This is a genomic window from Marinobacterium aestuariivivens, assembly GCF_042661465.1.
Classification (GTDB): domain Bacteria; phylum Pseudomonadota; class Gammaproteobacteria; order Pseudomonadales; family Balneatricaceae; genus Marinobacterium_A; species Marinobacterium_A aestuariivivens.
In genome coordinates this window covers 1,143,093-1,166,121 of sequence record NZ_JBHSWE010000001.1, presented here as the reverse complement: position 1 = coordinate 1,166,121, position 23,029 = coordinate 1,143,093, and the positions used below count along the sequence as shown (strand labels likewise).

Here is a 23,029-nt window from a genome sequence, read left to right as displayed (position 1 = left end):
GCGGTTACCGGCACCCTACGATCGTGACGCGTCACGCTCTTCCTGCTCTTCCCTCGGGTAATCGGCGAAGATGTCCGGCGCCGGGCGCTCGTCCAGGTCCGAGGCCAGGGTGTTGTCCAGCTGATGCATCGACTGCAGCCGTTCGATCAGGTCCGATGCGAGGTCGGGACGGGATTCGACCAGCACTGCGGCGATTTTCACCGCCTGCTCCGGCATCGTCTCGGTGACGTGGTTGACGAAGTCGGTCAGGGCACCGGCGATCCGGGCTTCGTCTTCGGCGCTCGGTCCCCTGGGCTCCTCCTCTTTCTCCCAGCTTCTGCTGATCATCTCCGAATCGAGGTCTGTCTCGACGGCTTCCTGCTTCGCCTCTTCCTCGATCAGGGTATGCACATAGGCTTCGGCCACTTCGATAGCCGCTTCCGGCATCGCTTCGGCGACCTTGTAGGCAAGGTCGGCGGCGCGTTCCGGGATGATTTCGGCGAGACGGGCATACAGCTCCGCCGCCAGATGTTCCGGTTGAGAAGCCGCACGGTCCACCGGGCGCATCTCCTCGAGTTGCTCGGACATATGGCTGGCGTAGGTTTCCGCCATGTCGAACAGCATTTCCGGGGCTTCCTCGGCCATGGTTTCGGCGGCGTTGCCGATGATTTCGACACTCTGCTCCGGCAACGCCTCGGCGATGGCCACGAGAATCTCGGCCAGCTGATCGGGACGCTCCCGAATCAGCCAGTCGATCAGCTCGTTCGACTGCTCCGGCGATGCCGCGGCCAGGGCCTCGGCGATATAGAGGCTCAGTTCAGGCGCGGCCTCGGTGATGGCGGCGTAAAGCCGGGCGATATCGACCTGCTCGACGCACGACAGGGCGGCGGCCAGCTGGGCGGCCTGCTCGGGCGAGTTCTCGGCCAGCGCGATGGCCATTTTGACCGCGGCGCCCGGATTGTTCTGGGCGACCTTGACCACGGTTTCGGCCTCGGGGCTGAGCGGCCGCTCGGGTTCCTCGTATTCGAAGCGCGGGTCGATTTCGAGCGAGCTGCCACCGGCAACACCGTGCAGAACGTATTTCTCCTGATCCTCGACCGGCAGCGCGTCGCGTACCCGCATGCGGTAGACGACAAAGATCAGCAGCAGCGCTTCCATTACGGCGAGAAAGCCGAACAGCGCATCGTTGCCGAAGGTCTTCATGGCCAGCGAAGAGGCATAGGGGCCGATTATACTGCCCAGGGCATAGGTCGCGATCAGGCCGCCCATGGCCGCGACCATGTCGCTCTGCAGGACCTTGTCGAAGGTCTCTGAAATGCTCATCGGATACAGGCAGGCGAAGATGCCGGTGATGACGGCGACCGCGGCCATGATCGGATAGCGGTACTCGAGCGCGGCCAGCAGCGGGGCGGCGACACTGGCGCCGATCGTGACGATCAGCAGGCCGAACAGCACGGTCCGCCGGTCGAAGTGATCCGACAGGTAGCCGACCGGGAACTGCAGGATAAAGGCGCCGAATACCGCGGCGCCCATGAACAGCGACAGCTCGAAACCCTCGATGCCGCGGCTGCCGGCGAAGATCGGCAGCATGTTGAGCATGCCGCTGTAGAGAATGCCACAGAAGAAACAGCTCACCACCCCCAGCGGGGACAGGCGGAACACGGCCATCATCGACATCGCCCGCACTTCGGCCACCGACGGTCCCGCCTTGCGGCTCATCACGATCGGGATCAGCGCCAGCGACAACAGCATGCCGGCAACAATGAAGAGGGTGGTCGTCGACGGGCTCGACAGGTTGATCAGGAACTGACCGACAAAGAAGGCGCCCATGATGACGATCTGGTTGGCCGCCAGAATTCGTCCCCGGGTCTCCTGGCTGGCGCTCTCGCTCAGCCAGCTGTCGATCGCGGCCAGGGCACAGGCCATGCAGAAGCCCATCAGCATGCGCATCAGGCCCCAGAGCCAGGGATTGGTCGAAAGGCCGCAGGCCAGCACGCTGATCGCCGCCAGCGCCGCCACGGCGGCGAACATGCGGATATGCCCGGCGCGGATGATCATCACCCGGGCATAGAGGCCGCCGAACAGCATGCCGGCGGCATACATCGACAGCACCATGCCGATGGTGTCGGTATTCATCCCCTCGAGCCCCATCCGCACCGGCATCAACAGACCGGTCAGACCGAAGCCCATCATCATGATGAAGCAGCTCAACAACAGGGAAAACAGCGGAAGCAGGGTAACGATCACTACATCAGTCCATGTATCTTGCAGCCCGGGCAGCTGCGGTCCGGATTCGTCGCCGGAAAACAAAAAGTCCCGACACCTCTCAGCGCGCACGCTGTTGAGTAGTTAGCATAGTCAATGAAAAAGGAACGACTGTCGAGACGACAGCTTTGCCGATTGATCAAATAGCGGATTTGCAGGCGCGGAGCACAGCGCCGCGAGTGAGTGGTGGGCCCAGCAGGACTCGAACCTGCGACCAATGGATTATGAGTCCACTGCTCTAACCAACTGAGCTATAGGCCCCGAAAGGACGCAAATTATAGCGACTGCACCGGGCTGAGCCAATAGCTGTTTGAATTTGTTGAGGTTAGGGAAACGAAAAACGCAGCCGGATGGCTGCGTTTTGTCATGATGCCGGTCGCGGATCAGCCGCCTTCGTCGAGGAAGCTGCGCAGGTGATCGGAGCGGCTCGGGTGGCGCAGTTTGCGCAGGGCCTTGGCTTCGATCTGGCGAATACGCTCGCGGGTGACGTCGAACTGCTTGCCGACTTCCTCGAGGGTGTGGTCGGTGTTCATGTCGATACCGAAACGCATGCGCAGCACCTTGGCTTCGCGGGCGGTGAGCCCGGCCAGGACTTCCCGGGTCGCTTCGCGCAGGCCTTCGCCGGTGGCGGAGTCGACCGGTGAGGACAGGGTGGTGTCCTCGATAAAGTCGCCCAGGCTCGAGTCTTCGTCGTCGCCGATCGGCGTTTCCATCGAGATCGGTTCCTTGGCGATCTTCAGCACCTTGCGGATCTTGTCTTCCGGCATGTCCATGCGCTCGGCCAGTTCTTCCGGGGTCGCTTCGCGGCCCATCTCCTGCAGCATCTGGCGGGAGATGCGGTTGAGCTTGTTGATCGTCTCAATCATGTGCACCGGGATACGGATGGTGCGGGCCTGGTCGGCGATCGAGCGGGTGATCGCCTGGCGGATCCACCAGGTGGCATAGGTCGAGAACTTGTAACCGCGACGGTATTCGAACTTGTCCACGGCTTTCATCAGGCCGATGTTGCCTTCCTGGATCAGGTCGAGGAACTGCAGGCCGCGGTTGGTATACTTCTTCGCGATCGAGATCACCAGACGCAGGTTCGCCTCGACCATCTCCTTCTTGGCACGACGGGCGCGGGCCTCGCCGATGGACATGCGGCGGTTGATCTCCTTGATCTCCGCCAGATGGATGCGGCACTCTTCCTCGATCTGCAGCAGTCTTTTCTGGGCGCGCTTGAGCTCCGGCAGGTTGCGCTGCATGGCGCCGGCGTAGCTGTCGCCCCGGGCGATCATCTCTTCGAACCAGTCCGGGTTGGTCTCGTTGCCCGGGAAGGTCTTGATGAAGTCGCGGCGCGGCATCTGGCAGCGCTGGGTGCAGATGCGCATGATGGCGCGTTCCTGCTCGCGGATGCGGTCGATGAAGTCGCGTACGCGGGCAACCAGCAGGTCGTAGTAGCGCGGCGACAGCTTGATCGGGGAGAAGGCGTTGCCCAGGGCTTTCAGGGCTTCCTGGGTCTCGGCGCTGTCGCGGCCCCGGGTGCTGACTGCGGCGTGAACGGCTTCCAGCTTGTCCAGCAGGTTGGCAAAGCGCTGACGGGCCTCCTCGGGATCGGGGCCGCGGTCCTTGTCGTCGGTGGAGGCCTCTTCGCCGTCTTCGTCTTCGTCCTCGTCGTCGTCCTCGTCTTCTTCGTCGATTTCGACTTCGTCGGTTTCAGGGACAGTCATGACGAAGTCGCTGTCGTCCGGATCGATATAGCCGCTGAAGATATCGCTCAGGCGACCCTCTTCCAGCATCGCGGCCTCGTAGGCGGCGAGAATGGTCTCGACCGAGCCCGGGAAGCAGGACAGGGCGGACATGACTTCACGGATACCTTCCTCGATTCGCTTGGCGATATCGATTTCGCCTTCGCGGGTCAGCAGCTCGACGGTACCCATTTCACGCATGTACATCCGCACCGGGTCGGTGGTGCGTCCGGCGTCGGACTCGACGGCCGCCAGGGCCGCAACGGCATCTTCGTCGGCCTCTTCGGCGGAGTCGCCTTCGGTCATCAGAAGGGTTTCCGCATCGGGCGCTTCTTCGGTCACCGAGATGCCCATGTCGTTGATCATGCGGATGATGTCTTCGACCTGATCCGGATCGGCGATATCTTCTGGCAGATGATCGTTTACCTCGGAATAGGTCAGATAGCCCTGTTCCTTGCCACGGGCGATCAGTTCCTTGAGACGAGATTGCTGCTGAGAGGTATCTGTCATAGAGGCCCTACGAGAAGATGAAAGATGGGTAGCGTAAAAGTGAGCGGCGTATTATACATTTCCGCTCCATTTAAATCCAGTTGACAGCAGCTTTTCGCTGCTGTTCCCACTTAAAAGTAGACCAGATTGGGGCATTATGAAGGGTGGTGCGCCTTCCGCCTGTGTCCCAGAAACCCACCGATGGCGCCGAGACAAAAGGCGCGGTGCGGTGCGCTTCGCTTACCGGCACCCTACGGGATGTCCTGGACGTAGGCGCCCGGCGTCAGTGGTGGCGCCTGGACAGCAGTTCGTTCAGACGCTGCTTTTCCTCGCGGTTCAGTGGAGACTGGCGATTCTTTTGCAGCAGGGCGTCGAGCTCGTTTTCGGGGCGGTGTTCCCGCAGCAGTCGCTGGATGGCGCCCTGAAGGTTGTCCTGGATCTTCTCCGGGGACTTGATCAGGTCGCTCTCGAAGGCAATCTCGTTGAGGCGCAGGAACAGCTCCTGCAGCCGGGGATCTTCGAGCCAGTCGACGACCAGGGTGCCAAGGGAGGCCTCGGGCGTTTGCTGGAAGTAGCGCACGAGGCAGGCCAGCAACTCGCCGTTGCGGCTTTCGAGCCCTTCGAATTCGTCGGCGCCGGGAAGTGTCGCCGCGACCTGTGGATAATGCAGTATGCCGGAAATCGCGATTTCGTAGAGGTCCGGCTCTTTTTCCCGCGGCGCCGCGGCGTCGGGGCGCGTTGTTCCGGTGCGTCGAATTCACGGGGGAAGCGGGGGGCGAGGCGGGCGCGGGTGGCGCGTCCTGGGGTCGCGGTGCCGGGTGCGTCGCTTCCTGCAGGTTGTTGACGCTGTTGATCTGATCCTGCGACAGACCGGTGATTTCGCTGATGCGCTCCAGCATCATCTGCTGCAGCAGTCCCGGCTGCATGGCGCGTACCAGCACCAGGGCCTCGGTACCGACCCTTGCGCGGCCTGCCAGGCTGTCGAGGTCGGCGTCTTCGGTCAATGAGCGGAAGAAAAATTCCGACAGCGGCAGTGCCTCGTCGAGACGGGCGCTGAAGGCTTCGTTGCCCTCCTTGCGCACCAGGCTGTCCGGGTCTTCGCCTTCGGGCAGGAACAGAAAGCGGGCCTCCTGGCCGTCGCGGATCACCGGCAGGGTGGTTTCCAGCGCCCGGCTGGCAGCCTTGCGGCCGGCGGCGTCGCCGTCGAAGCAGAACACCACTTCCGGCACCAGCTTGAACAGCCGCTCCAGATGCTGGGCGCTGGTGGCGGTGCCCAGGGTCGCAACGGCATAGCGGATGCCATGCTGGGCCAGTCCGACCACGTCCATATAGCCTTCGACGATGATCAGGCGCTGCAGCTGGGCATTGGCCTGGCGGGCTTCATAGAGACCGTAGAGCTCGCGGCCCTTGTGGAAGGTCTCGGTTTCCGGCGAGTTGAGGTACTTGGGTTTTTCGTCGCCCAGCACGCGGCCGCCGAAGGCGATCACCCGGCCGCGCATATCGCGGATCGGGAACATGATGCGCTCGCGGAAGCGATCGTAGTGGCTGTTGCGTTCCTCGTTGTGGATAACCATGCCGGCCTGCTCGAGTCCCTCGAGGCGGGCCCTGTCGCCGCCCAGCGCCTGCATCAGGTTGTCCCAGCCCGGTGGCGCGAAACCGATGCCGAATGCCTTGGCGACCTGCCCGGTGAGGCCCCGGCCCTTCAGGTAGTTCACCGCCAGCTGGCGGTTCGGGTGCTGCAGCAGCTGTTGTTCGTAGTAGCGCGCGGCCTCGTCGAGGATGCCGTAGAGATCCTTCAGGTGCTTTTCGCGCTGGGCCTGCTGCGGGCTGTTGTTCTCGTGCGGGACTTCGAGGCCGACCAGGCGCGCCAGCTCGTCCACGGCGGCGGGAAAGTCGAGGCGGTCGTATTCCATCAGGAAGCCGATGGCATTGCCGCCGGCGCCGCAGCCGAAACAGTAGTAGAACTGCTTGTCGGGGCTGACGCTGAAAGATGGGGACTTTTCCTTGTGGAACGGGCAGAGCCCTGAGTAGTTCTTGCCTGCGCGTTTGAGCTTGTCGACCCGGCCGTCGACCACATCGAGGATGTTGACGCGTGCCAGAAGGTCGTCAATGAAGTATTGCGGAATGCGTCCTGCCATGGCGGACCTGCTGAAGGGGTTCAGCGGGGAGTTTAACCGGCCAGCCTGGCTTTTACGAGTCGCGAGACGTCACCCATGTCGGCGCGTCCCTGAATCCGGGGCTTGAGTATGCCCATCACCTTGCCCATGTCCTGCATCGACTGGGCGCCGGTGGCGTCCATGGCCTGCTCGACGAGCGCGGCCAGTTCCTCTTCGGTTAGCGGTTGCGGCAGGAAAGTTTTAATCACCTCCAGCTCCTGTCGCTCAAGGTCGGCCAGATCCTGGCGACCCGCTGCATCATACTGCGAGATTGAATCGCGGCGCTGTTTCTGCATTTTGTCCAGCACCGCCATTACCCGCGCGTCGTCCAGCTCGATGCGCTCGTCGACCTCGATGCGCTTGATCTCAGCCTGAATCATGCGGATGGTCCCCAGGCGAGCCTTTTCTTTGGCGCGCATGGCGGCTTTCATCTCTGCGGTGATTCGCTGCTTGAGTTCAGACATCGCTGCTGTCTCCGGGCTTGTTCAGTCAATCGGCTTGCGACGGGCGTTCAATCCCGATCGATCAGTACAGGCGTACGCGGCGAGCCTGCTCGCGCGAAACCTTCTTCATGTGACGCTTGACGGCGGCAGCGGCTTTGCGCTTGCGAACGGACGTCGGCTTCTCGTAGAACTCGCGACGACGGACTTCGGCCAGTACACCGGCCTTTTCGCAGGAACGCTTGAAGCGACGCAGGGCTACGTCAAACGGCTCGTTTTCTTTAACTTTTACGCTCGGCATTCTATCTAAAACCTTGCTGTTGATTATCGATTCGGGTGTCCCGTTCAGGCCTTTGGTATGGGTTTGCAGCTACCCAGCTCTGAGCGAGGGCCAAAATTTTAGCGGCAGGGCACGACACTGTAAAGTCCAGGCCGTGAATTTGACCGCGGATTGCGCGATAATGCCCCCAACCTTTCCGGGCGAAGACCGCCGGGCGGCGACCCGCCTCCTTTATATATAGCACCTGGGCGAAGATACGACTGATGCGAGTACTGGGAATCGAAACCTCCTGCGACGAGACTGGCGTTGCGATTTACGACAGCGAACGGGGCCTGCTTGGCGATGCCCTCTACAGTCAGATCGAGATGCATGCCGAATACGGCGGCGTCGTGCCGGAACTGGCGTCGCGCGACCATGTGCGCAAGCTGCTGCCGCTGGTGCGGGAAGTCCTGGCCCAGGCCGGTCTGGAGAAGGGGGATCTCGATGCAATCGCCTATACCTCGGGACCGGGGCTGATCGGTGCCCTGATGGTGGGCGCCTCGACCGCCCGCTCGATGGCCTTCGGTCTCGGCATTCCGGCCATCGGTGTGCACCATATGGAAGGGCATCTGCTGGCACCGATGCTCGAGGAAACACCGCCGGCTTTCCCATTCGTGGCGCTGCTGGTTTCCGGCGGGCATACGCAGCTGGTGCGGGTCGACGGCATCGGCCGGTACGAACTGCTCGGTGAATCCCTCGACGATGCCGCCGGAGAGGCCTTCGACAAGGCGGCCAAGATGCTGGGCCTGGATTACCCGGGCGGTCCCGAGGTCGCCCGCCTGGCCGGCCAGGGGATGTGACGCGCTTCCGTTTCCCGCGGCCGATGACCGATCGACCGGGTCTCGATTTCAGTTTTTCGGGCCTCAAGACCTTTACCCTCAATACCGCCAACAGCCTGCGTGATGCCGAGGGCAACCTCGGTGAGCAGGACAGGGCCGATATCGCCGCCGCCTTCGAAGATGCCGTGGTCGATACCCTGGCGATCAAGTGCCGCCGCGCGCTGCAGCAGACCGGCCTGCGTCAGCTGATCATCGCCGGCGGGGTCAGTGCCAACCGGCGGCTGCGGGAAAAGCTCGAGGCGATGGTGCACAAGGAGCGGGCGCGACTGTTCTATGCCCGCCCGCGTTTTTGCACCGACAACGGTGCCATGATCGCCTACGCCGGCTGCCAGCGCCTGCTGGCCGGCCAGCACAACGATCTGGCCATCATCGTGCGCCCGCGCTGGCCGATGGATACCTTGCCGGCGTTGCCGGGTGACGCGTAACCCTCTTCACAACCGCCGCTCGTTGCCGTCGAGAATACGCCTTATATTGTCGCGGTGACGCAGGATCAGCAGCAGGCAGATCAGGATCATGGTGCCCAGCTGTGCGGGCATCAGCAGCCAGGTGGCCAGTGGCGTGACCAGAGCGGTGCCGACCGAGGCCAGCGAGGCGGTCTTGCCCAGCAGCGCGATCAGCACCCAGGTGAGCAGGGCGATGAGACCCAGGGCCGGGCTCAGGGTCAGCAGCACACCGAAGGTGGTGGCCACGCCCTTGCCGCCGCGCATGCGACCGAACAGCGGATAGAGGTGGCCCAGAATCACGGCCAGGCCGCAGAAGCCGGTATCCTGCGCCGTTAGCCCGGACCAGGTCGCCAGCCCTATGGCGAGAACGCCCTTGGCGACGTCTCCGAGCAGTGTCAGCAGCGCCGCGACGGGGTTGCCCAGGCGCAGAACATTGGTCGTGCCGGGGTTGCCCGAGCCCTGTTGACGGGGGTCGGCGAGGCCCATAGAGTGGCACACCAGAACAGCGGTCGGGATGGAGCCGAGCATATAGGCTAGCGCCAGCATGAGCGTGGGCAGTAACGCTTCCGGTCCCGACATCGATCAATCCACAGGTTTAAACGATGGATATAGTCTATACCCTAACCTGCTTTCCGATACAACCCAACCGAACCTTATATGCTTTTAGATCAAAGGCTTACGGAACTCCGCTTTTAGTCTAGACCGGATAGAGCACCAAGAAGCGGGAAAGAATCGGGAAAGGTTTCCAAACGTAGCATCAATGGATTATGAGTCCCTTTCAACGGCACTCATTGTTACCCTTTTCCAGCATTATCAAGCACTTACGAGCCTTGCCAACTCTTTGTCGCGCATTGTACCTCATTTTTGCGGACACTTCGCGGACACTTGAAGGAATTAGTCAGGTGGAACGTATCCGGCGAGGAAGTTATTCAGCTGTGCTTTCAGTTGCGGCAGGTTGTCCTGGATGGTTGTCCATACCACGCCGGCATCGACCCGGAAATACTCGTGGGTCAAAATGATCCGCATATCGTAGGCATCGCGGAATTGTTGCCAAAGCTACGGCGCTGATTCCTTGAGCGACGGATCCAACTGCGTGATCTTATTGCCTGCTTCGCCGATGACGATCAGGCTTTCGATAACGGCACGCTGTGTCTTGCCGTCGGTCAGGAACTCGTCTCGGCTCATGTCCCCAAGGTCGGACTCGATATAGCCGATGGCCTCGAGCATGTCTTGGATTCGTTCGGGTACCCGGCGAGGCTTTCGACTCATACCGGCGTGGCTTCCTGCAGCACGTCCTGGCGGTACCGCTCATGCAGCGACATCGGTGTGAGCACGTCTGTCCGAACTCCCAGCACAACTTCGAGATCGCGCTTGATCCTGACCAAGCTAATCAGGGACGTCTTACCCTCGATCGGATCGACGAGCAAATCGAGGTCGCTGTCTTCGGTATCATCGCCATGCACGACGGAACCGAACACGCGAGGATTCCGCGCGTTATGACGCTCGACAATCTGCCGTATTTCCTGCCGATGTTGGCGCAACGCTTCTGACGGTCTCATTGCTTTCTCTATGTTCGAACTGGCTGTCTCATACCGGGCAATATGACCGAGCTTTTCTCAGGCTGCAACCTTCCAGGCAGGATCTATCCGCGAGAGGGTGCCCAGTCCTCGATACGCAGACCCGGCACGCGCTCGAACTCCTTCAAATTGTTGGTGACGACGATCAGCCCGCGGCTGCGGGCGTGGCCGGCGATCATCTGGTCATAGGGACCGATGGGAGTGCCGTTCCTTGCCAGCTCGGCCCGAAGCTGCCCGGTATGCTCAGCGGCAAGGTTGTCGTAGCTCAATACATCCAGACGCGCAACGAAGCCTTCTATAACTTCGAGGTTTTTCTCCGGGGCGGCGCTTTTTTCGGCGCCGTAGATCAGTTCCATCAGGGTCACGGAACTGATGCAGAGTTGTCCATGGTGGCGGTTGAACGCCTGGCGCACCTCCTGTGGCTTGTTCTTGATGGTGAAGATGCAGATGTTGGTATCGAGCATGTACTTCAGCATCAGAACGCTTCCCGCTCCTGTTCGGCTGGTTGTTCGCGCTCGGTCATGAAATCGGCCGTGACGCCGGGACCGTCGAACCAGCTATCCCAGGATTCCCCGGCTGGCGTGATGATGCGTGTGTGGCCGACGGCGATGATTTCGACGCGTTTCACGTTCTCGGGCAGTGCCACCGCTTTCGGCAGACGCACGGCCTGACTGCGGTTGCTCTTGAATACGGTGGTTTCCATACGCCCTCCTGTGTTGGGATATACCTGATGTATATCCCATGATAGTCTCAAGTTCGAACAAGTCAATGCTACTTGGTCTGAAGTAGTCCGGTTGAACGAATCTAAGCCGCTACCTTGCTTACCAATCGCTTTACACTGGTTAACATCATAATTTATTGTTTCAAAAAGATTTTTATGAAACATGATGAAACTGTAAATAATACTTGTCATAAATTACAGACACACAAATCCCTCTATTGATAAAGTCTATTAAAAACATAAAGTTATGTAAGCGGCATAGTGTTTGCTTTATAATGAATGAGAAAGCTTCATTTCACCACAGTGAGAATACTGACCCGACATCCTAAACATGAAGATTTTTCATCTTTCTTTAACGCTCATAATAATCATGAGGAATAGAGCTATGAAAAACACGGCCGCTATATTAAAAAAAGTATTCATCAGATTTTTGAGCCAAGAAATTCGAAGAAGATCGATTTTTGCCTTTTTTGTAGCATTAGTTCTTACCCCCTAGCATGGCATGCTTGGTCCGCAAAACCTAAGATTAATATACCTGGTCCGGAGAGTGTTTTAATTACAGAAGTACAAACAAATCATGAATTGATTACTATTAAAGGAATTGGTTTTACTGATGACCCTCTAGTGATGCTCGGTGAGTTTGGTGAGCTTAATTTAGAAAGCGCTTCGGATACATTAATCCAAGCATACATTCCCGCTGGTGCGACGCCTGGGGACTATCTGCTTACTGTAATGCCAATAAGTAACCCTGAAATGGCTTCTAACTTTGCGCTCACTATATCAGCAGCGCCATCGCATTTAATCGCCTTCTTTGCAATGGATGAGTGTCCATCTGGTTGGTCGGAGTTGGCCGAAGCTCAAGGTAGAGTCATTGTAGGTCTCCCTGACGGAGGAACTTCGTTTGGATTGGTTGGAAGCGCCCTCGCGGATCTAGAAAATCGCAATCATGATCACTCATTTAACTTTAATGGGGGAAATACTGCTAATGCAGGCAGCCATAATCATGTAGGCACAGCTGCAGCAAACGGCGCGCATGATCATGGCGCTACGACTGGTATAACAAATGGTACTTTCGCTGCTGACGATACTGGAGGGTTCGTTACTGAAACCGTAACAGTAGATCATAATCACACTATTGATCCTTCCGTAACACATGAGCATGTGGTTTCAACGGAAGATAATGGCTCCCACTCTCACTCCTTTGATGGTGGAGCTGGTAACACGGGGGACGCATCAACCAGTATGGTAATGCCTTATCTGCAGTTACTCGCATGTGAAAAAGATTGATTAATGCTTTTTAGTTGTTGTGGCAAGTTTTTATCTTGTGTTATTAATCCGGCGGGTTAATACATGAAACAGGGATGTTTCATCATTGGCCGCAGGCCAATGAGAACGCCACATAAACCAGCATGTCCACGCACCTGCGCGCGTTTTTGTGGCGTGACGTACAAATAGGTAGGAAACCTATTTGTACGCCAGGTAAATAAGTAGGTTTTGACTCTTTAATTCGATTTCCTGGAGTGATGCCTTTCAGGTAGGCATTGCTCCAGGACTGATTAGAATGCTTAGGTAATCGATAGTTAAGCCGCTACTTTGCTCGCTAATCGTCGTTCCTTCAGCCCCTGCTCGATGATCTCGAACAGCTCGTCCTTGCTGATCTTGCGCTGCTTGCAGTAACCCATGAGGTCCGCCCACATGCCGGACTTCTTCAGGCACTTCCACGCCTGACGGGCGCTGATGTTGTTACGGGCATAGATCGACAGCAGGTTGCCGAGCGCGAGGGCGACGTTCTTCTCGTTACCGATGCCGGGTCGCTTGTACATGCGTTTCTCCGTGAAGCTGGGTGACGGGGGATAGAACTCGGCGTCATGCTCCAGGATGGTCCAGAGCGGATGCACGTGGTGCCGGGAGCAGTCGAGGCGGAAATTCTGCAGCGCGTAGCGCCAGAGGTTGCCCAGGTACGCCACCACAGCCTCGAAGCTCTTGAGGTTGACCTGGTTGTAGTCGGCGAACTGGTTGATCACGGTATGACTGAACCGGGCTTCACAGCGCCAGACCGGAGCGTCTTCTCTATAGAGATTGGTGGTCAGGTCGTCGGCCCCTTTCGAACGCCAGATCGGCAGGAAGAAGTCCGCCTTGTCATGGGCATAGATCTCCTTGGACTTGTTGTAGATTGCGAACTGCAGCGACGACGCGGAACCGAAAGTGTAGGACTGGCCCCGGCCATAGATCGCGGCGACTTCCCCGGTGGTGACGGCAAGATCCGAGAAGCCGTTGCGGTCATGGACCTTGTGCGAACGACAGGTCAGGGAGTGGGCGAGATCTTCGGGGGCGTCCAGCCCTGGAGGTCACAGGCCAGGTGCACCGCACAGCCGTTCGGTTGCGGATCGTCGGAACAAGCCGCGCGGGCGATATCGTCCAACATGATTTGCAGCGCTTCCGGGTACTGGTCCCGGATCACTTTCGGCGACAGCTCGATTTTCACATGGGTCCCTTCCTGGTCGGGCTTGATGTGGTTGTTCTTGATCAGCACCACCAGGCCGTCCTCGACGTTCTGCAGCAGGTAGGCAAAGCCCGACTTTCCGCCCCGTCTCAACAACCAGGGTTTTCCGATCCAGTGGTAAATGGCCTTGCCCGGTGCGTTCTCCAGCGTTTCCGAAAGGTCATTCAAAAGAGCCTCGTCCGGAGTCCCCTTGTAGAGCTGTCGAACCGTATCGATCGAGGTGTCCAGGATCACCAGGTCTTCAAAAGAAGCCAGTTCACCTGAGGGCATGACGAAATTGCGTCCATTCTGGTCTTCTTCAAAGTTCCCGTTGTACCGGGGAAGGTGTTGCTTACTCATTGGCTGCCCCCAATCTGAGCTGTATGTGTGTCTTTTGTAAAAGTCGATGTATTTATTTGAGACGTGCTACAGGGCCGTCTGCGGGGCCGGCGGCACGGTCGCGGCGGCGCTGCCTGCGCCTAGCATAGCGTCGTTGCGAACAGCGCCGCCGCGACCGTACCGCTGCCGGATAAGCGTTTGTTGGTTGTCCTTCTCGATAAGCAGGCCATAGGTGCGGTATTGGGCCGAGTAGCCGAGTTCAGTCAGCTGGTGATGATCGAATTCATCGACCAGGCGTTCGCCGGCATAGAAACTGATGCGGTACAGCAGCCTTTCCGAGGTGCGGACATAGATCAGCGCATCGAGGGCGGGCTCGGCGCCCCGATCCAGCAGCTCGGCCACCGGATCGATGCCTTCAGCGGTGGGCCGGGTGTAGGAGGCAAAGGTTTCGGCTAGCTGGTTAAACCGATCCTGATCAGGGTCTTCAGCAGGAACGACACCAGGATCATCCCCGCCACCACTAACAGGCACCGGAACAGGATCAGGGTGATCAGCCGCCAGAGTTTCCGCACTATCGATGCCAACAATCGAACCGCGCTCGAGCGTTTCAAGCGATTCATAAACGAGCCACAGGAGGCAAAGAACGAGCCCGACGGAAACAGCCTGTAATTTAGGATCTGAACCGCCCCGGGTTCTTCGGAGACGATTTTTGTCTGAGTCAGGCAGCCTCACCTGACTCATTCAACTGGCGATAGTACTCCTTTTCCCGCTCTGCCGGTGGGATGTTACCGATCGGCTCCAGCAGACGGCGGTTGTTGAACCAGTCCACCCATTCCAGAGTGGCGTATTCAACTGCATCCCGGCCTCGCCAAGGGCCGCGATGATGGATCACTTCGGTCTTGTACAGACCGATAATCGTTTCCGCCAAGGCGTTGTCGTATGAGTCGCCGGTCGTACCGACTGACGCGTCGATGTCAGCTTCAGCCAGCCGCTCGGTATAGCGGATCGACAAGTACTGGCTGCCGCGATCACTGTGATGTATCAGCTCCTGCGGATGCTTACGAGCCCATAGCGCTTGTTCCAGCGCATCCAGTACCAACTCCGTCCTCATAGTCGTCGATACCCGCCATCCGACGATGCAGCGGGCATACACATCAATGACGAACGCGACGTAGACAAAACCCGACCACGTTGCCACATAGGTGAAATCAGCTACCCAGAGCTGGTTGGGCCGGATGGCGGTAAACTGCCGCTTCACCAAGTCCGGTGCTCGCTCCTGGGCCGGATCGCTGATTGTGGTCAAGAACCGTTTTTGCCCGCGAACCACGCCCCTGAGCCCGAGCTGGCGCATCAGGCGTTCCACTGTGCAGCGCGCGACGTCGATGCCTTCACGCTTCAACTGCCGCCAGACCTTACGCACGCCATAGACGCCGAAATTCTCTTCCCAGACACGCTGGATGTCCGGTATGAGCGCCTGATCCTGATGGTGGCGCGCCGGCATCGTTGACGGATCCACTTCTCGCTTCTTGTGCAGGTAATACGTCGATGGGGCGATCGGCAGCAAGGCGCAGATCGGCTCGACCCCATGCCGGGCGCGATGCTCATCGATGAACGCGACCATCACTTCGGTTTGCGGTCGAGCTCCGCCTGGGCGAAAAAAGCCGCAGCCTTGCGCAGAATCTCGTTAGCGCGTTTCAGCTCCCGGTTTTCCCGTTCCAGCTCCTTGAGCCGCTCGCGTTCAGATTGAGGCACAACGGGGCCGGTCTGGGCACCTTCAGCGCGTTTGCACCAGGCTCTCAGGGTTTCGGGCGTACAGCCAATCTTGTTGGCGATCGAACAGATCGCGGCCCACCGGGACGGGTATTCGCTCTGTTGTTCAAACACTAAGCGCACGGCCCGCTCACGGACTTCGGGGGAATACTTCTTGGTCGAGTTCATGACTCCATCCTCTCAAGGTTTGGAGTCTCCGGTAAAGCCGGGGCGGTTCATAACGATGCTGTTATTGGTGTGATATACGGCGCTATCGGTGAGTATCATAACCGCCTCTCAAAGTACAAGTACCGGGCATTTAGTCATCCTCGAGAAGAACTATACAAAGTGACCATTGAGAGTAACAAAACATCAATTTCTCGAACCTATACTAATCGAGCTAAGAGCGATGAACATGGAGTTCTGACAGTTGACTAATGCTTTCGAATTATTAATTGAATAGGAAAAATTCCTATTGCTGGTAATCAAGATTTGATGTAGTTTCGCAGTTGCGTTATGTTGACTTTATATACAAGGAGATAAGTATATGAAAAAGGCTTTAATGGGACTTAGCATAGTGGCGCTGCTTTCGCCTTCAATTGCAATGGCTGAAGGTGCATATGTGGGAGCGTCTTATGGTCATACTGAGTTAAATCTATCTGGCTCGGATAAGCGAGCGCTTAGTAATGCTGGAATCAGCTTCGACGAAACAGATAAAGGTTACAAAGTCTTTGCCGGCTATCGCGTTAACGATTACTTTGCGGCAGAATTTTTCTACACTGATCTAGGCCAGGCTGTGTTTAAGGACGGAGTGGATACTCTCAAATTAGAAGCTGATACCGTTGGTGTGGCTGCTTTGGGTATGGTGCCTATTAATGAATACGTCGATCTATATGCAAAAGTAGGCTTCCATAATTGGGACGCAGACCTTAATCTCGCTGGGACAGGCATAAGCCTTAGCGATGATGGTACCGATCCGGTATATGGTGCAGGCATAAATTATACTGTTAATCATATTTCTGTTCGATTCGAATTCGAAAGATATGAGCTTGATGATGAAGATGTAGACCTCATTTCAGGAGGTGTTGCCTACAATTTCTAATTGATATTTAGGAGAGCCTTGTACCCTTCCAGGGTTCTCCATCTAATTTAAAAATTTTGACTTTATTCCTTTTTTATAAATAAGATCAAGAGCCGATAATATTGTTTTAGGCTTGGTACGCCAGTACTTTTTTCGAAAGCTATACAGCCTACAAATGATGATCAGCAGAGGCGGTCGTAAGTGGAAAGTTGACGTCTGGCCTAAAGGCCACGTCGGCAAGCGGGTAATCCGCCGCTTAAGCCAGCTGATTGAGATCGGGGAGCAGGAACACAGCTCGACGATCAGCAACGGCTGGAAGTATGCCCGTATCCTGAAGAGCATATGCGACGATCTCAACGAATCCGGTCGCCTGCCAGCCGACGCCGGTGGGGATTAGCCAACGACGCAGGGGCAGGGCCGCTCGATTGAGCGGTTGGCAAAGGGGGCTATCGTAAGCGTTATAGCTACCGAGTAACCGCAAGTCCACGCGGACGGCGGGTAGACTTTTGGGCTCGACGGTGGGTTCGTCGCCAGTGGCGTACTATCAGCGATGCCATTATAAGAAGGCAACCGGCTAGTGTCCCCGCTATGTGGTCAAGTCGGAGTAGGGCCCAGACCCCTGCCAGAAAGTAGAGCAAAGGCAGCAACTCATAGATCGCCTTGGGGTACATGTCGTGCACCTCCCTGTCGCTTTCACAATAGAGTGTTATGTTTGGCTTACAATCCTTCCTAGAACCTGTCACATCCGATTGTGTACTGTTAAATATGGCTTACATTTTCAGAATGTCCAGACGAAAGTGTTGCCAATTTGAAACGGATTTCAGGTATTGAGAGCGGATAGGTATGTCGATCAGCAAAGAAAGTGACAAATGGAAAGTTGACGTCCGGCCTGAAGGTCACGCCGGCAAGCGGGTAATCCGCCGCTTCAGAACCAAGGCCGAGGCGACGCGCTTCGAGGCGCATGTGATCGCCAGCGCCATCGAAAACAAGCCCTGGAACCCGAAGCCGCCGGACAACCGTCGCCTGAGTCAGTTGATCGAGATTTGGGAGCAGGAGCACTGCCCGACGATCAGCAGCGGCTGGAAGTATGCCCGTATCCTGAAGAGCATCTGCGATGACCTCAACGATCCGGTTGCCTGTCAGCTCACACCAAAGGCCATCAGCCAGTGGCCCAGCGAGCGGATGAAGTCGGCCAAGGTGACGACCACCAATAACGATGTGCAAGCGCTGAAGAGCCTCTTCAACTGGCTGAACAAGCGGGGCCACATCGACTACTCGAACCCGGTCCAGGTTATCGAGCGAATTCGGACCCACGAAGCCGACCGGCCGTTCCTGAGCCATGATCAGATCCGGGCGCTCCTGGAGTATCTGCCGAGCCATCCCCACCGAGACGTGGCGATCCTGATCCGGATCTGCCTGGAGACCGGCGCACGATGGAGCGAAGCCCAGGCACTGACCCGCGAGCGCATCCACCCGAACCGGCTGATATTCACCCAGACCAAGAGCAAGAAGACCCGAGCGGTACCGATCAACCGGGAGCTTTACGACCTGATTCTGTCCGAGGGCGGCAAGCCTCCCTTCCGACGCTGCGAAACGTCGGCGCGGGAGCTGCTTAACAGCCTGCTAGACTTGCCCAAAGGGATCTCAACCCATATTCTGCGGCACACATTCGCGAGTCACTTCGTGATGGCCGGTGGTAACATACTCACGTTACAGCGCATTCTGGGACACAGCAGTATTCAGATGACGATGCGTTACGCGCACCTCGCACCGGATCACCTGGACGAGGCGACGCGACTCAATCCCGTTTCACTGGGAAAGAATCGGGAAAGACATGACAGGAATGTCATAGAATTTACAGCTAAATCAGATACTTATTAGGTCATCCGTGGATATAGTCTACATACGCGAGCTGCAGGTGGAAACGGTCATTGGCATTTACGACTGGGAGCGCGAAGTGCGTCAGACGGTCTGCCTGGACCTGGAAATGGGTACCGATATCCGTGATGCGGCCGCGACCGAGGATATCGAGAACACCCTCAACTACAAGTCCGTCTCCAAGCGCCTGATCGCCTTTATCGAAGAGAGCGAGTTTCTGCTGGTCGAGACCATGGCGGAGGAGATCGCCCAGATCCTGATGCAGGAGTTCGGCGTGCGCTGGCTGCGTCTGCGTCTCGGCAAGCCCGGCGCGATCCGGGGGCGAGCGACGTCGGGGTGCTGATCGAGCGCGGAGAGGCCTTCTGATGGCGCGGGTCTACGTCAGTATCGGCAGCAACATCGAGCGTGAGCGCAATATTGCGTCCGGCCTGGATGCGCTGGCGCTTGCCTTCGGTGAGCTGACGCTGTCGTCGGTGTTCGAAAGCGAGGCGGTCGGTTTCGACGGTGATCATTTCTACAACCTGGTGGCCGGCTTCGATACCGGGTTGGCGGTCGGGGAGCTGTCGCGCGTGCTGAAGGAAATCGAGGACCGCAATGGGCGCTGCCGTCAGGGACCGAAGTTCAGCGCGCGGACGCTGGACATCGATATCCTGACCTATGACGATCTCAGGGGAAAGGTGGATGGCGTCGACTTGCCCCGTGCCGAAATCCTGAAGAATGCCTTCGTGCTGCGGCCGCTGGCCGAGATCGCACCGGAGGAAACGCATCCGAAGGCCGGGCGCACCTATGCCGAGCTCTGGCAGGCCTACGACAAGCAGCAGCAGCGGCTATGGCCGGTGGATTTTGTCTGGCAGGGGAAGGTGATTTCGAAAGCGGTCAAGTAGGGTGGAATGAGCGCCGAAGGCGGGAATGCCGACAATTCGGTCCCGGTATTCCGAGCGTTCCGGAGTGCAACTCACCGGAGTGCGACTCACCGGAGTGCGACTCACCGGAGTGCGACTCACCGGTGGAATTCGCGGGCTCATTCCACCCTACGATCACCCTTCACCGAATTCGAGCTTCGCGCAGGCTTCCTGCTGGCGGCGTCTGAGCTCGTCGCCCAGGGCCTTGCCGCTGAAGCCTTCCTGCATCAGTGTTTTCGGTTCTATTCCGCTCAGGGCACCGTGCAGAGCCTGCAGTCTGGCTTCACTGTCCACTTTCACTCCCAGCCATTGGGCGAGGCGGTCGAAGCAGGCCGCGAGGCTGTCGATGCGCTGCGGGCGGCGCAACAGGTCGAGATTTTGCGCCAGGCCCAGACGGGCATCGCCGTCGAGCTGCGGCAGTTCGAACAGCGGGCGATGGCCGCGGCAGATCAGCAGCGCCTGATCGCGGTAAAGCTTCGGTGACTTGAGGCGCTGGCACAGCTTTTCAACCTCTGCGGTCGCGCCGTCCGTCTCCCGTTCGCAAAGCGCGGCGGCAAGTAGCAGGGCGAAACGTTCGTGCTTTTCCTGTAGTCGGGGCAGCAGGGTGGCCAGTCGTGGCCAGCCTGGTGCTTCGGGCAGTTGCGCCAGTTCAGGAAAAAGTGTCTTCAGCGCGCCGCAGCGGTGCAACACCTCGATAAAGACGCCGGGAGAGGTCTCGCCGAGCGCGCGGTCGAACTCCTGCCAGACCCGTTCGGCGGTCAGGTAGTCGAGTTCGTCTCCCGACGACAGCTCGTGCATCAGAGCCAGCGTCTCTTCCGCCACCGCGAAGCCCAGGTGGGCGTACCGGGCGGCGAAGCGGGCGACCCGCAGTACCCGCAGCGGATCTTCCGCAAAGGCCGGCGACACGTGGCGCAGGATGCGCCGCTCAGGTCCCTCCGTCCGCCATAGGGATCGACCAGGGTGCCGTCCTGTGCCTCGGCCATCGCATTGATGGTCAGGTCGCGGCGCAGCAGGTCCTGCTCGAGGCTGACGTCGGGGCTGGCATGGTACTGGAAGCCGGTATAGCCGCGGCCCGACTTGCGTTCGGTACGGGCCAGCGCATATTCCTCGCCGCTTTTCGGGTGGATAAACACCGGGAAGTCGGCGCCGACCGGCTGATAACCCTGTGCGAGCATCTGTTCGGGGGTGGCGCCGACCACCACCCAGTCGTGGTCGTAGACCGGATAGCCGAGCAGTTTGTCCCGTACCGCGCCCCCGACCAGATAGATCTGCATCAGCGGCTGCACTTGTCCGGATGTTCGGCCTGCCAGCCCTCGAAGCCGCCGTTCAGGCTGTAGACTTCGTCGAAGCCGAGGTGCGCCAGCTGAGCCGCGGCGTTCTGGCTGCTGTAACCGTGGTAGCAGCAGACGATCAGCGGCTTGTCCATATCGCTGTCGCGGATGAAGTCCTGCAGGTTTTCGTTGCTCAGGTGCACCGCTTCGCTGATGTGATTCTGCTCGAAACTCTGGGGATCACGGATATCGGCGACGGTGGCGCCCTGTTCGATCAGTGCCAGGGCCTCCTGGCTGGAGATGCATTTGAACTCATCCATCGTGGGAAACCTCGGTGGTGTGGGATTTGCGGTTGCAGCTGCAGTCGTGGGAGAAGAACGCCTGGTCCTCGAGCCGCATCGCGGTGAGGCTGTTGCCCCAGACGCAGCCGGTATCGAGCGAAAACAGGTTGTGGTCCGAGGCGCCGCCTTCCAGTGCCGCCCAGTGACCGAAGATGATGCGATGCTTCGCCGCCTTGCGCTTGTGGGCATACCAGGGCAGGAACCCCTCGGGCTGGGTTTCCGGGCCACCCTTGGCGCTGAAGTCGAGGCGGCCGTTGTGGTCGCAGAAGCGCATTCGCGTCAGGTAGTTGGTGATCACCCGCAGCCGTGCCCAGCCTTCGAGCCCCTTGTACCAGTGGTCCGGCTCGTTGCCGTACATGTGCTGAAAAACTCCCGCGCCAGGGTGCCGTGCAGCACCTGCTCGACTTCCTGGCGCGGCGCCTGGCTTTCTTCAGCGACCAGGCCGGCGGAATGCCGGCGTGGACCATGACGTAATTCAGGTCCGGATCCTGGATCAACAGCCGCTGGTGGCGCAGCCAGTGCATCAGCTCGTCCCGGTCCGGCGCATCGAGGATCTCGTCCAGGGTGTCGCTGCGGCGCGGGCGGGTGGCGCCGTAGTGTATCGCCAGCAGGTGCAGGTCGTGATTGCCCAGCACGATGCGGGCGCGATCGCCCAGGCTGTGGATAAAGCGCAGCGTCTCGAGGGATCCGGGGCCGCGGTTGACCAGGTCTCCGGCGAGCCAGAGGCGGTCCGAGCCGCTGAAGCCGATCTGCCCGAGCAGACCCTGCAGCTGGTCGTAACAGCCCTGGATGTCGCCGATCGCGTAAGTGGCCATCAGTGTCGGGCGCTCAGTGCAGCGCGTGGGGCTGGGCCAGGGTAAAGGGCGCGATCGGGGCGTCGAATTCAATGCCCTCGGCATCGCGCATATGGTAGTGACCCTGCATGCTGCCGACATGGGTCGCCAGCACGGTGCCGCTGGTGTAGCTGTAGCTTTCGCCCGGCTCGATCAGCGGCTGTTCGCCGACCACGCCTTCGCCGACCACTTCCTGGGCATGCTCGTTGCCGTCGATGATCAGCCAGCGGCGGCTCAGCAGCTGCACGCTGCGGTCGTTACGGTTGGTGATGGTGATATGGTACGAAAACACGAAGCGTTTGCTGTCCGGATCCGACTGCTCGCTGAGGTAGTTCGTGGTGACGTCGATCTGAACGTTATCGCCCAATTTACTCGGCTCCATTGTGCCTCGATTCTTGCTTGTCGCTTAGGAAATCGCTGATCTTAACAAATTCTGCCAACGTAAGTCGCTCCGGTCGCAGGCCCGGATCGATGCCGAGCGCTTCCAGTTCGTCGGCATCGAGCAGCGTTCTGAGGTTGTTGCGCAGGGTCTTGCGGCGCTGGCCGAAGGCGGTGCGCACGACGAGCTCCAGCTGTACCGGATCCTTCGCCGGGTACGGCGGGCTGTCGTACGGGGTCAGCCGCACGATCGCCGAGTCGACCTTCGGCGCCGGGTCGAAGGCGCCGGGCGGCACGATGAACAGCGGATCGACGCGGCAGTGGTACTGCGTCATGATGCCGAGGCGGCCGTAGTCGCTGGTGCCGGGTTCGGCGGCCAGGCGGTCGACGACCTCCTTCTGCAGCATGAAGTGCATGTCCCGGATCAGGCCGGCGTGGCTCAGCAGATGGAAGATCAGCGGTGTCGAGATGTTGTAGGGCAGGTTGCCCACCACCCGCAGCGGCCGCCCGTCCTGCTTCAATTCGTTGAAGTCGAACTTCAGCGCATCGGTCTCGAAGATGCGAAAGCGCTCGCCATAGTTGAAGAACTTGGTCCGCAGCACCGGCACCAGGTCGCGGTCGAGTTCGATCGCATCGAGGGCGCCGGCTTCGGCCAGCAGCTCTTCGGTCAGGGCGCCGAGGCCCGGACCGATCTCGACCAGGTGGTCATCCTCGCGCGGGGCGATGGAGCGGATGATGCGGCGGATAATGCCGGCATCGTGCAGGAAGTTCTGGCCGAACCTTTTGCGGGCCCTGTGGCCGACGGGTTTCTTGCTCATGA

The 23,029-nt window shown here is 59.0% G+C and carries 25 protein-coding genes, 1 tRNA gene, 5 pseudogenes and 1 other annotated feature; of the genes and pseudogenes, 7 read left to right on the top strand and 24 right to left on the bottom strand.

Going from position 1 to position 23,029, the window contains the following annotated elements; all coding sequences use genetic code 11:
* Nucleotides 1-15: 15 nt before the first annotated feature.
* The 7 genes and pseudogenes from ACFQDL_RS06100 to rpsU form a co-directional block, all read right to left on the bottom strand.
* Nucleotides 16-2,226 carry an MFS transporter gene (locus ACFQDL_RS06100; protein WP_379908245.1) on the bottom strand — a complete coding sequence of 737 codons (2,211 nt, stop codon included), beginning with the start codon at nucleotides 2,224-2,226 and terminating at the stop codon, nucleotides 16-18.
* 202 nt (nucleotides 2,227-2,428) lie between these two features.
* Nucleotides 2,429-2,505 (bottom strand) — tRNA-Ile (locus tag ACFQDL_RS06095).
* Between the two features lie 122 nt (nucleotides 2,506-2,627).
* Nucleotides 2,628-4,481: an RNA polymerase sigma factor RpoD gene (rpoD, locus tag ACFQDL_RS06090; protein WP_379908244.1), complete on the bottom strand. Its 1,854-nt coding sequence runs from the start codon at nucleotides 4,479-4,481 to the stop codon at nucleotides 2,628-2,630.
* A 262-nt stretch (nucleotides 4,482-4,743) separates the two neighbouring features.
* The gene (locus ACFQDL_RS06085) at nucleotides 4,744-5,130 is read right to left on the bottom strand and encodes a hypothetical protein (protein WP_379912909.1); all 387 of its coding nucleotides are present in this window, start codon (nucleotides 5,128-5,130) and stop codon (nucleotides 4,744-4,746) included.
* Nucleotides 5,131-5,377: 247 nt separating this feature from the next.
* Nucleotides 5,378-6,598 (bottom strand): annotated as a pseudogene (gene dnaG / locus ACFQDL_RS06080) (DNA primase); the annotation flags it as partial.
* Between the two features lie 32 nt (nucleotides 6,599-6,630).
* Nucleotides 6,631-7,080, bottom strand: coding sequence for a GatB/YqeY domain-containing protein (locus tag ACFQDL_RS06075; protein WP_379908243.1), 450 nt, complete (start codon nucleotides 7,078-7,080; stop codon nucleotides 6,631-6,633).
* A gap of 61 nt (nucleotides 7,081-7,141) precedes the next feature.
* The gene (gene rpsU, locus ACFQDL_RS06070; protein ID WP_067298946.1) at nucleotides 7,142-7,357 is read right to left on the bottom strand and encodes a 30S ribosomal protein S21; all 216 of its coding nucleotides are present in this window, start codon (nucleotides 7,355-7,357) and stop codon (nucleotides 7,142-7,144) included.
* A gap of 242 nt (nucleotides 7,358-7,599) precedes the next feature.
* On the opposite strand from rpsU, the pseudogene tsaD reads away from it, so the two are divergent.
* Nucleotides 7,600-8,639 (top strand): annotated as a pseudogene (gene tsaD, locus ACFQDL_RS06065) (tRNA (adenosine(37)-N6)-threonylcarbamoyltransferase complex transferase subunit TsaD).
* A 6-nt stretch (nucleotides 8,640-8,645) separates the two neighbouring features.
* Here tsaD and plsY read toward each other — a convergent pair.
* The 5 genes and pseudogenes from plsY to vapB form a co-directional block, all read right to left on the bottom strand.
* Entirely contained in the window at nucleotides 8,646-9,236 is a 591-nt protein-coding gene (gene plsY / locus ACFQDL_RS06060) for a glycerol-3-phosphate 1-O-acyltransferase PlsY (RefSeq protein WP_379908242.1), read from the bottom strand.
* A gap of 315 nt (nucleotides 9,237-9,551) precedes the next feature.
* Nucleotides 9,552-9,884, bottom strand: a pseudogene (locus ACFQDL_RS06055) (HepT-like ribonuclease domain-containing protein).
* Between the two features lie 38 nt (nucleotides 9,885-9,922).
* Entirely contained in the window at nucleotides 9,923-10,216 is a 294-nt protein-coding gene (locus ACFQDL_RS06050) for a nucleotidyltransferase family protein (RefSeq protein ID WP_379908241.1), read from the bottom strand.
* Nucleotides 10,217-10,299: 83 nt separating this feature from the next.
* On the bottom strand, nucleotides 10,300-10,710 hold the full coding sequence (vapC, locus tag ACFQDL_RS06045) for a type II toxin-antitoxin system tRNA(fMet)-specific endonuclease VapC (RefSeq protein ID WP_379908240.1): 411 nt from the start codon (nucleotides 10,708-10,710) through the stop codon (nucleotides 10,300-10,302).
* Nucleotides 10,710-10,937 (bottom strand): toxin-antitoxin system antitoxin VapB, encoded by a 228-nt coding sequence (vapB, locus tag ACFQDL_RS06040; protein WP_379908239.1) that lies wholly within the window; start codon nucleotides 10,935-10,937, stop codon nucleotides 10,710-10,712. Before vapB ends, vapC begins: the two co-directional genes overlap by 1 nt.
* A gap of 600 nt (nucleotides 10,938-11,537) precedes the next feature.
* Between vapB and ACFQDL_RS06035 the strand changes: the two genes are divergently transcribed.
* Nucleotides 11,538-12,242 (top strand): hypothetical protein, encoded by a 705-nt coding sequence (locus tag ACFQDL_RS06035; protein WP_379908238.1) that lies wholly within the window; start codon nucleotides 11,538-11,540, stop codon nucleotides 12,240-12,242.
* A gap of 293 nt (nucleotides 12,243-12,535) precedes the next feature.
* Here ACFQDL_RS06035 and ACFQDL_RS06030 read toward each other — a convergent pair whose 3' ends face one another.
* The 4 genes from ACFQDL_RS06030 to ACFQDL_RS06015 all read right to left on the bottom strand — a co-directional run bounded on the left by ACFQDL_RS06030 (nucleotide 12,536) and on the right by ACFQDL_RS06015 (nucleotide 15,714).
* A complete protein-coding gene (locus ACFQDL_RS06030; RefSeq protein WP_379908237.1) occupies nucleotides 12,536-12,979 on the bottom strand; it encodes a hypothetical protein in 444 nt (147 codons plus the stop codon).
* Nucleotides 12,980-13,260: 281 nt separating this feature from the next.
* The gene (locus ACFQDL_RS06025) at nucleotides 13,261-13,728 is read right to left on the bottom strand and encodes a hypothetical protein (protein WP_379908236.1); all 468 of its coding nucleotides are present in this window, start codon (nucleotides 13,726-13,728) and stop codon (nucleotides 13,261-13,263) included.
* 135 nt (nucleotides 13,729-13,863) lie between these two features.
* Complete coding sequence (locus tag ACFQDL_RS06020; protein ID WP_379908235.1) at nucleotides 13,864-14,508, bottom strand: hypothetical protein; 645 nt, start codon at nucleotides 14,506-14,508, stop codon at nucleotides 13,864-13,866.
* Nucleotides 14,495-15,714, bottom strand: a protein-coding gene (locus ACFQDL_RS06015) for an IS3 family transposase (RefSeq protein WP_379908234.1) whose coding sequence is annotated in 2 segments (ribosomal slippage) — nucleotides 14,495-15,429 and nucleotides 15,429-15,714 — 1,221 coding nt in all. Because the reading frame shifts where the segments join, the coding sequence is not laid out codon by codon here. Before ACFQDL_RS06015 ends, ACFQDL_RS06020 begins: the two co-directional genes overlap by 14 nt.
* Nucleotides 15,323-15,439 (bottom strand) — a sequence feature (AL1L pseudoknot). (Overlaps the previous gene by 117 nt.)
* Nucleotides 15,715-16,072: 358 nt before the next feature.
* Here ACFQDL_RS06015 and ACFQDL_RS06010 point away from each other — a divergent pair.
* On the top strand, nucleotides 16,073-16,627 hold the full coding sequence (locus tag ACFQDL_RS06010) for an outer membrane beta-barrel protein (RefSeq protein ID WP_379908233.1): 555 nt from the start codon (nucleotides 16,073-16,075) through the stop codon (nucleotides 16,625-16,627).
* Between the two features lie 154 nt (nucleotides 16,628-16,781).
* Nucleotides 16,782-17,003: a hypothetical protein gene (locus ACFQDL_RS06005; RefSeq protein WP_379908232.1), complete on the top strand. Its 222-nt coding sequence runs from the start codon at nucleotides 16,782-16,784 to the stop codon at nucleotides 17,001-17,003.
* A gap of 362 nt (nucleotides 17,004-17,365) precedes the next feature.
* On the opposite strand, the gene ACFQDL_RS06000 is transcribed toward ACFQDL_RS06005, so the two are convergent.
* The gene (locus ACFQDL_RS06000; protein WP_379908231.1) at nucleotides 17,366-17,569 is read right to left on the bottom strand and encodes a hypothetical protein; all 204 of its coding nucleotides are present in this window, start codon (nucleotides 17,567-17,569) and stop codon (nucleotides 17,366-17,368) included.
* Here ACFQDL_RS06000 and ACFQDL_RS05995 point away from each other — a divergent pair, their 5' ends adjacent.
* The 3 genes and pseudogenes from ACFQDL_RS05995 (at nucleotide 17,570) to folK (ending at nucleotide 19,368) form a co-directional block, all read left to right on the top strand.
* Complete coding sequence (locus ACFQDL_RS05995) at nucleotides 17,570-18,487, top strand: phage integrase (RefSeq protein ID WP_379908230.1); 918 nt, start codon at nucleotides 17,570-17,572, stop codon at nucleotides 18,485-18,487.
* Nucleotides 18,488-18,494: 7 nt separating this feature from the next.
* Nucleotides 18,495-18,850 (top strand): annotated as a pseudogene (gene folB / locus ACFQDL_RS05990) (dihydroneopterin aldolase).
* A complete protein-coding gene (gene folK / locus ACFQDL_RS05985) occupies nucleotides 18,850-19,368 on the top strand; it encodes a 2-amino-4-hydroxy-6-hydroxymethyldihydropteridine diphosphokinase (RefSeq protein ID WP_379908229.1) in 519 nt (172 codons plus the stop codon). Before folB ends, folK begins: the two are co-directional and overlap by 1 nt.
* 153 nt (nucleotides 19,369-19,521) lie before the next feature.
* Here the strand turns inward: folK and ACFQDL_RS05980 are convergent, their stop codons facing one another.
* The 7 genes and pseudogenes from ACFQDL_RS05980 to rsmA form a co-directional block, all read right to left on the bottom strand.
* Nucleotides 19,522-20,292, bottom strand: a complete 771-nt coding sequence (locus ACFQDL_RS05980; RefSeq protein WP_379908228.1) for a hypothetical protein — start codon at nucleotides 20,290-20,292, stop codon at nucleotides 19,522-19,524.
* The gene (locus ACFQDL_RS05975) at nucleotides 20,184-20,660 is read right to left on the bottom strand and encodes a hypothetical protein (protein WP_379908227.1); all 477 of its coding nucleotides are present in this window, start codon (nucleotides 20,658-20,660) and stop codon (nucleotides 20,184-20,186) included. The genes ACFQDL_RS05980 and ACFQDL_RS05975 overlap by 109 nt, the downstream gene beginning before the upstream one ends.
* Nucleotides 20,660-20,977, bottom strand: coding sequence for a thiosulfate sulfurtransferase GlpE (gene glpE, locus ACFQDL_RS05970; RefSeq protein WP_379908226.1), 318 nt, complete (start codon nucleotides 20,975-20,977; stop codon nucleotides 20,660-20,662). Before glpE ends, ACFQDL_RS05975 begins: the two co-directional genes overlap by 1 nt.
* A complete protein-coding gene (locus tag ACFQDL_RS05965) occupies nucleotides 20,970-21,356 on the bottom strand; it encodes a hypothetical protein (RefSeq protein WP_379913480.1) in 387 nt (128 codons plus the stop codon). The genes glpE and ACFQDL_RS05965 overlap by 8 nt, the downstream gene beginning before the upstream one ends.
* Nucleotides 21,357-21,456: 100 nt before the next feature.
* Nucleotides 21,457-21,813 (bottom strand): annotated as a pseudogene (locus tag ACFQDL_RS05960) (symmetrical bis(5'-nucleosyl)-tetraphosphatase); the annotation flags it as partial.
* A gap of 13 nt (nucleotides 21,814-21,826) precedes the next feature.
* Nucleotides 21,827-22,213: a Co2+/Mg2+ efflux protein ApaG gene (gene apaG, locus ACFQDL_RS05955; RefSeq protein ID WP_379908225.1), complete on the bottom strand. Its 387-nt coding sequence runs from the start codon at nucleotides 22,211-22,213 to the stop codon at nucleotides 21,827-21,829.
* Nucleotides 22,200-23,027, bottom strand: coding sequence for a 16S rRNA (adenine(1518)-N(6)/adenine(1519)-N(6))-dimethyltransferase RsmA (gene rsmA, locus ACFQDL_RS05950; RefSeq protein ID WP_379908224.1), 828 nt, complete (start codon nucleotides 23,025-23,027; stop codon nucleotides 22,200-22,202). Before rsmA ends, apaG begins: the two co-directional genes overlap by 14 nt.
* Nucleotides 23,028-23,029 lie beyond the last annotated feature (2 nt).

What these genes read in the sequence shown, in the direction of transcription:
- ACFQDL_RS06005 (WP_379908232.1), top strand. Translation starts at nt 16,782, where the DNA reads ATGATGATCAGCAGAGGCGGTCGTAAGTGGAAAGTTGACGTCTGGCCT.
- folK (WP_379908229.1), top strand. Translation starts at nt 18,850, where the DNA reads ATGGCGCGGGTCTACGTCAGTATCGGCAGCAACATCGAGCGTGAGCGC.
- ACFQDL_RS06075 (WP_379908243.1), bottom strand. Translation starts at nt 7,080, where the DNA reads ATGTCTGAACTCAAGCAGCGAATCACCGCAGAGATGAAAGCCGCCATG.
- vapC (WP_379908240.1), bottom strand. Translation starts at nt 10,710, where the DNA reads ATGCTGAAGTACATGCTCGATACCAACATCTGCATCTTCACCATCAAG.
- ACFQDL_RS05965 (WP_379913480.1), bottom strand. Translation starts at nt 21,356, where the DNA reads ATGTACGGCAACGAGCCGGACCACTGGTACAAGGGGCTCGAAGGCTGG.
- rpoD (WP_379908244.1), bottom strand. Translation starts at nt 4,481, where the DNA reads ATGACAGATACCTCTCAGCAGCAATCTCGTCTCAAGGAACTGATCGCC.
- ACFQDL_RS06010 (WP_379908233.1), top strand. Translation starts at nt 16,073, where the DNA reads ATGAAAAAGGCTTTAATGGGACTTAGCATAGTGGCGCTGCTTTCGCCT.
- ACFQDL_RS06050 (WP_379908241.1), bottom strand. Translation starts at nt 10,216, where the DNA reads ATGAGACCGTCAGAAGCGTTGCGCCAACATCGGCAGGAAATACGGCAG.
- plsY (WP_379908242.1), bottom strand. Translation starts at nt 9,236, where the DNA reads ATGTCGGGACCGGAAGCGTTACTGCCCACGCTCATGCTGGCGCTAGCC.
- ACFQDL_RS06025 (WP_379908236.1), bottom strand. Translation starts at nt 13,728, where the DNA reads ATGCCCTCAGGTGAACTGGCTTCTTTTGAAGACCTGGTGATCCTGGAC.
- rsmA (WP_379908224.1), bottom strand. Translation starts at nt 23,027, where the DNA reads ATGAGCAAGAAACCCGTCGGCCACAGGGCCCGCAAAAGGTTCGGCCAG.
- glpE (WP_379908226.1), bottom strand. Translation starts at nt 20,977, where the DNA reads ATGGATGAGTTCAAATGCATCTCCAGCCAGGAGGCCCTGGCACTGATC.
- vapB (WP_379908239.1), bottom strand. Translation starts at nt 10,937, where the DNA reads ATGGAAACCACCGTATTCAAGAGCAACCGCAGTCAGGCCGTGCGTCTG.
- ACFQDL_RS06000 (WP_379908231.1), bottom strand. Translation starts at nt 17,569, where the DNA reads ATGCGCCTCGAAGCGCGTCGCCTCGGCCTTGGTTCTGAAGCGGCGGAT.
- apaG (WP_379908225.1), bottom strand. Translation starts at nt 22,213, where the DNA reads ATGGAGCCGAGTAAATTGGGCGATAACGTTCAGATCGACGTCACCACG.
- rpsU (WP_067298946.1), bottom strand. Translation starts at nt 7,357, where the DNA reads ATGCCGAGCGTAAAAGTTAAAGAAAACGAGCCGTTTGACGTAGCCCTG.
- ACFQDL_RS05975 (WP_379908227.1), bottom strand. Translation starts at nt 20,660, where the DNA reads ATGCAGATCTATCTGGTCGGGGGCGCGGTACGGGACAAACTGCTCGGC.